We start from the raw sequence: 6,563 nt of genomic DNA, 5'->3' as shown, positions 1-6,563 counted from the left end.
ACATCGAACTGGCCTCGCCGACCGCGCACATCTGGTTCCTCAAGTCGCTGCCCTCGCGCATCGGCCTGATGCTGGACATGACCCTGCGCGACATCGAGCGCATCCTGTACTTCGAAGCCTTCGTGGTGATCGATCCAGGTTTGACCGCGCTTGAGCGCGGCCAGCTGCTCAGCGAAGACCAGTACCTGGAAGCCGTCGAAGAGCACGGCGACGAGTTCGACGCCCGCATGGGTGCCGAGGCCGTCTATGAGCTGCTCAAGTCGCTCGACCTGCCGGGCGAAGTGATTCGCCTCAAGGAAGAGATCGGCTCGACCAATTCCGAGACCAAGCTGAAGCGCCTCACCAAGCGCGTCAAGCTGATCGAAGCCTTCCTCGAATCCGGCAACAAGCCGGAGTGGATGGTGCTGACCGTGCTGCCCGTGCTGCCGCCGGACCTGCGTCCGCTGGTGCCGCTCGATGGCGGCCGTTTCGCCACGTCCGATCTGAACGATCTGTACCGTCGCGTCATCAACCGCAACAACCGCCTGCGTCGCCTGCTCGAACTCAATGCGCCCGACATCATCGTGCGCAACGAAAAGCGCATGCTGCAGGAATCGGTCGATGCGCTGCTCGACAACGGCCGTCGCGGTCGTGCCATCACCGGCACGAACAAGCGCGCGCTGAAGTCGCTGGCCGACATGATCAAGGGCAAGCAGGGCCGCTTCCGCCAGAACTTGCTTGGCAAGCGCGTGGACTACTCCGGTCGTTCGGTGATCGTGGTCGGTCCGACCCTGCGCCTGCACCAGTGCGGTCTGCCCAAGAAGATGGCGCTTGAGCTGTTCAAGCCCTTCATCTTCGCCAAGCTGCAGGCTCGCGGTGAGGCCACCACCATCAAGGCCGCCAAGAAGCTCGTCGAGCGCGAAGAAGGGCAGGTGTGGGACATCCTCGAAGAGGTGATCCGCGAGCATCCSGTSATGCTSAACCGYGCACCGACGCTGCAYCGYCTGGGYATCCAGGCATTCGAGCCGAAGCTGATCGAAGGCAAGGCCATCCAGCTGCATCCGCTCGTSTGTRCGGCGTTCAACGCCGACTTCGACGGTGACCAGATGGCTRTGCACGTSCCGCTGTCGATCGAGGCGCAGCTCGAAGCGCGCGCCCTGATGATGGCGACCAACAACATCCTGTCGCCCGCCAACGGCGAGCCGATCATCGTGCCGACCCAGGACGTGGTCCTTGGCCTGTACTACATGACCCGCGAGCTGGTGAACGCGAAGGGCAACGGCATGGTGTTCTCGGGCATCGGCGAAGTTCGCCGCGCCTACGACAACCGTGCGGTTGAACTGCATGCCAAGGTCAAGGTGCGCATCAAGCAGGTGCACATCGATGAAGAAGGCGGCCGCACCGAGCAGACCTCGATCGTGGATACGACCGTGGGTCGCGCGCTGCTGCTCGAAATCATGCCGGAAGGCCTGCCGTTCGCGCTGGCCAACACCGAACTGACCAAGAAGAACATCTCGCGCCTGATCAACCAGTGCTATCGCCGCCTGGGTCTGAAGGACACGGTGATCTTCGGCGACCAGCTGATGTACACCGGCTTCCGCTTCGCCACGCGTGCGGGCATCTCGATCGGCATCGATGACATGATCATCCCCGACGAGAAGAAGCCGATCCTGGAAGAAGCCGAGAAGGAAGTGGTCGAGATCCAGGAGCAGTACCAGTCTGGTCTCGTCACCGCCGGCGAGCGCTACAACAAGGTCGTCGACATCTGGTCGCGTACCAACGAACTGGTCGCCAAGGCCATGATCGACGGTATCGGTACCGAGAAGGTCACCGATGCCGAAGGCAAGACGGTCAACCAGAAGTCGATGAACTCGCTGTACATCATGGCTGACTCCGGCGCCCGTGGTTCGGTCGCGCAGATTCGTCAGCTGGCCGGTATGCGCGGCCTGATGGCTCGTCCGGACGGCTCGATCATCGAGACGCCCATCAAGGCGAACTTCCGCGAAGGCCTGAACGTGCTGCAGTACTTCAACTCCACCCACGGTGCCCGTAAGGGCCTGGCGGATACGGCGTTGAAGACGGCTAACTCCGGTTACCTGACCCGTCGTCTCGTCGACGTGGCGCAGGACGTGGTCATCACCTTCGATGACTGCGGCACCGACAATGGCGTGACCATGCAGCCGATCGTGGAAGGCGGCGACGTGGTCGAGCCGTTGCGCGACCGCGTGCTTGGTCGTGTGGCGCTGGAAGACGTCTACGGCCCGGGCGAAGACAACGAACCGCTGGTCACCCGCGACACCCTGCTGGATGAAGCCCTGGTCGAGAAGCTCGACAAGGCCGGCGTGCAGTCGGTCAAGGTGCGCTCGCCCATCACCTGCGCCGCCGATCATGGCGTGTGCGCCCTGTGCTACGGCCGCGACCTGGCCCGTGGTCACCTGGTGAACATGGGTGAGGCCGTGGGTGTGGTGGCTGCGCAGTCGATCGGTGAGCCGGGTACCCAGCTGACCATGCGTACCTTCCATATCGGTGGTGCGGCTTCCCGTGCTGCTGCCGTGGACAACGTGACGGTGAAGACCACCGGCACGCTGAAGTTCAACAACCTCAAGACCGTGCACCACAACCAGGGTCACCTGGTGGCAGTGTCGCGTTCGGGCGAAGTGAGCGTCATCGACGCCAACGGCCGCGAGCGCGAGCGCTACAAGGTGCCTTACGGCGCCACCATCGCAGTCAAGGACGGCGACCCGGTCAAGGCTGGCCAGGCCGTGGCCAACTGGGATCCGCATACCCATCCGATCGTGTCGGAAGTGGCAGGTACGGTGCGCTTCATCGACTTCATCGATGGCATCACCGTGCAGAGCCAGACCGACGAACTGACCGGCCTGGAGTCGGCGGTGGTGACCGATCCGAAGCGCCGTGGTACGGCCGCCAAGGATCTGCGCCCGATCGTGCGTCTGGAAGACGCCAAGGGTCGCGAGCTCAAGCTGCCGGGCACCGACGTGCCGGCGCAGTACATGCTCCCGGCCGGCGCCATCGTGTCGATCCAGAACGGTGCGCAGGTGGGCGTGGGTGACGTGGTGGCACGTATCCCGCAGGAAACCTCCAAGACCCGCGATATCACGGGTGGTCTGCCGCGCGTGGCCGACTTGTTCGAAGCACGCAAGCCCAAGGAGCCGGCAATCCTCGCCGAGCGCTCGGGCGTGATCAGCTTCGGCAAGGACACCAAGGGCAAGCAGCGCCTGATCATCAAGGACGTGGATGGCAACGAGCACGAGGAGCTGATTCCCAAGTGGCGCCAGGTCATCGTGTTCGAAGGCGAGCACGTGGAGAAGGGCGAAACCATCGTGGACGGCGAGCCCAGCCCGCATGACATCCTGCGCTTGCTGGGTGTCGAGCCGCTGGCCGCTTACCTGGTCAAGGAAATCCAGGACGTSTACCGTCTGCAGGGCGTGAAGATCAACGACAAGCACATCGAAGYGATCRTKCGCCAGATGCTGCGCAAGGTTGAGATCACCGATCCGGGCGAGAGCCACTACCTGCGCGGTGAGCAAGTCGAGCGTGTTCGCATCAACGGCGAAAACGACCGTGCTGTCCACCGTGGTGAGCGTCCGGCTGAATTCCAGTCGGTGCTGCTGGGTATCACCAAGGCGTCGTTGGCCACGGAATCCTTCATCTCGGCGGCGTCCTTCCAGGAAACCACCCGAGTGTTGACGGAAGCTGCGGTCCGCGGCACGCGCGATACCTTGCGTGGCCTGAAGGAAAATGTTATTGTCGGCCGTCTTATTCCGGCTGGTACGGGTCTGGCGTATCACGCAGCGCGTCATCGCCAGGGCGGTCTTACCGCCTCGGAGCTCGAAACTCTTTCCGGCTCCGCTTCATCGGCTTCCTTCGCAGAAGCCACCACCGGTAGCGACATTGGTGTGGAGTAAGCCCTTACCGGGCTTTACTCGCTGACATACGAAAAGAGGCGCAAGGAGTGCGCCTCGTGTTCGGGCCATGGCCGGCAGGGCGTCAGCTTGTCTGTGACAGGCTGCCCATGTTAAATTCCCGCTTCTTGGCAGACCGAGCCGGTTCGGTCTGCCTTTATGTTTCTCAGGAACAGCTTCAATGACGACAGTCAACCAGTTGGTTCGCAAATCCCGCAGCCCGAAGACCTACAAGAGTGCTTCGCCGGCTTTGCAGAACAGCCCGCAGCGCCGCGGCGTCTGCACGCGTGTTTATACCACCACCCCTAAGAAGCCGAACTCGGCGCTGCGTAAGGTTGCCAAGGTGCGCCTGACCAACGGCTACGAAGTCATCAGCTACATCGGTGGCGAAGGCCACAACCTGCAGGAGCACTCCGTGGTCCTGATCCGCGGCGGTCGCGTCAAGGATCTGCCGGGTGTGCGTTACCACACGGTGCGCGGCAGTCTCGACTGCGCCGGTGTCACCAAGCGCCGCCAGTCGCGCTCCAAGTACGGCGCCAAGCGCCCGAAGAAGTAAAGGACTTCCAACATGTCGCGTAAAGGTTCACATCCCGCCCGTCTGATCCTGCCGGATCCCAAGCACGGCAGCCAGCTGATCGCTCGCTTCATCAACATGGTGATGAAGAGCGGCAAGAAGTCGGTCGCAGAAAGCATCGTCTACGGCGCGCTTGCCCACCTCGGCGAAAAGAACGCCGAGCCGGTGCAGCTGGTCGAAAAGGCGCTCAACAACATCGCTCCGGCGGTTGAGGTGAAGTCCCGTCGTGTCGGCGGCGCCACCTACCAGGTGCCGGTCGAASTGCGTCCGGGCCGCCGTATGGCGCTCGCCATGCGCTGGGYCATCGACTCCGCCCGCAAGCGCGGCGAGACCTCGATGCCGCGCAAGCTGGCCGCCGAGTTGCTCGAAGCTTCGGAAAATCGCGGTGGCGCGATCAAGAAGCGCGAAGAGACGCATCGTATGGCAGAGGCCAACAAGGCCTTCTCGCATTACCGCTGGTAAGCAGTACAGCTAGAACTTTCAGAGGTTAAGACCGTGGCACGCACCACTCCTATCGAGCGCTACCGCAACTTCGGCATCATGGCTCACATCGATGCCGGCAAGACCACCACCACSGAGCGSATCCTGTTCTACACCGGYGTSARYCACAAGATYGGCGARGTGCAYGAYGGYGCMGCMACGATGGACTGGATGGAGCAGGARCAGGAGCGYGGCATCACCATTACGTCGGCGGCAACGACGGCGTTCTGGAAGGGCATGGATCGTTCCTTGCCCGAGCACCGCTTCAACATCATCGACACCCCGGGACACGTGGACTTCACCATCGAAGTGGAGCGTTCGCTGCGCGTGCTCGACGGCGCGGTGTTCGTGCTGTGCGCGGTGGGTGGTGTGCAGCCGCAGTCTGAAACCGTCTGGCGTCAGGCCAACAAGTACAAGGTGCCGCGCCTCGCGTTCGTCAACAAGATGGACCGCACTGGCGCGAACTTCTACAAGGTGGTCGACCAGCTGAAGGCTCGCCTGGGTGCCAACCCGGTCCCGATGCAGGTGCCGATCGGCGCCGAGGACAACTTCGAGGGCGTGGTCGACCTGCTCAAGATGAAGTCCATCATCTGGGACATGGAATCCCAGGGCATGAAGTTCGAGTACGCCGACATCCCGGCCAACCTCGCGGACAAGGCTGCCGAAGCCCGTTCGTACATGGTCGAGTCGGCTGCCGAAGCGTCCGAAGAGCTGATGAACAAATACCTGGAAGGCGGCGACCTGACCGAGGAAGAGATCATCGGCGGTCTGCGTGCGCGCACGCTGTCCAGCGAGATCATTCCGGTCTTCTGCGGTACCGCCTTCAAGAACAAGGGCGTGCAGGCGATGCTCGACGCGGTGGTCAACCTGCTGCCGTCGCCGATCGATCGTCCGCCGGTCGCTGGTCTGGACGAAGACGAGAACGAAGCTACGCGCAAGGCCGACGACGCCGCGCCGTTCTCCGCGCTCGCGTTCAAGATCATGACCGACCCGTTCGTGGGTTCGCTCACGTTCTTCCGCGTCTACTCGGGCACGCTCAACGCGGGCGACCAGGTGTACAACCCGGTCAAGTCCAAGAAGGAGCGTATCGGCCGCATCCTGCAGATGCACGCCAACGAGCGTCAGGAGCTGAAGGAAGTCCGCGCTGGCGATATCGCCGCAGCGGTCGGCCTGAAGGACGTGACGACCGGTGACACGCTGTGCTCGCAGGATCACATCATCACTCTGGAGCGCATGACGTTCCCGGAGCCGGTGATTTCGATGGCGGTGGAGCCCAAGACCAAGTCGGACCAGGAAAAGATGGGTATCGCCCTCGGCCGTCTGGCTGYGGAAGATCCGTCGTTCCGCGTTCGTACGGACGAAGAGTCGGGTCAGACCATCATCTCGGGCATGGGCGAGCTTCACCTGGACATCCTGGTGGACCGCATGCGCCGCGAGTTCAACGTCGAGGCGAACGTCGGCAAGCCGCAGGTGGCCTACCGCGAGACGATTCGTTCGTCGGACGTCAAGTCGGATTACAAGCACGCCAAGCAGTCCGGTGGTAAGGGTCAGTACGGTCACGTGGTGATCGAGCTGTCGCCGATGACCGAAGAAGACCGCAAGAGCAC

General features: G+C 62.8%; 4 protein-coding genes. All 4 read left to right on the top strand.

The features are described from left to right. Positions 1 to 3,905, top strand: a 3,905-nt coding sequence (gene rpoC, locus AC1DMG_RS18390) for a DNA-directed RNA polymerase subunit beta' (protein WP_477180872.1), incomplete at its 5' end; no start/stop codon positions are given. A gap of 178 nt (positions 3,906 to 4,083) precedes the next feature. Next, on the top strand, positions 4,084 to 4,458 hold the full coding sequence (gene rpsL / locus AC1DMG_RS18385; RefSeq protein ID WP_121881674.1) for a 30S ribosomal protein S12: 375 nt from the start codon (positions 4,084 to 4,086) through the stop codon (positions 4,456 to 4,458). Positions 4,459 to 4,470: 12 nt separating this feature from the next. Further along, positions 4,471 to 4,938, top strand: a complete 468-nt coding sequence (rpsG, locus tag AC1DMG_RS18380; RefSeq protein WP_477180871.1) for a 30S ribosomal protein S7 — start codon at positions 4,471 to 4,473, stop codon at positions 4,936 to 4,938. Positions 4,939 to 4,971: 33 nt separating this feature from the next. Continuing rightward, positions 4,972 to 6,563 (top strand): elongation factor G (gene fusA / locus AC1DMG_RS18375; RefSeq protein ID WP_477180870.1); only part of this gene is annotated, 1,592 nt, incomplete at its 3' end.

The organism is Dyella sp. 01N36 (genome assembly GCF_056399745.1).
Note: the sequence above shows the minus strand (reverse complement) of the source record. Positions and strands in the feature narration are given on the sequence as shown.

Bases quoted from the DNA above. Each gene is read 5' to 3' on its own strand.
- rpsL (WP_121881674.1), top strand. From the start codon at position 4,084: ATGACGACAGTCAACCAGTTGGTTCGCAAATCCCGCAGCCCGAAGACC.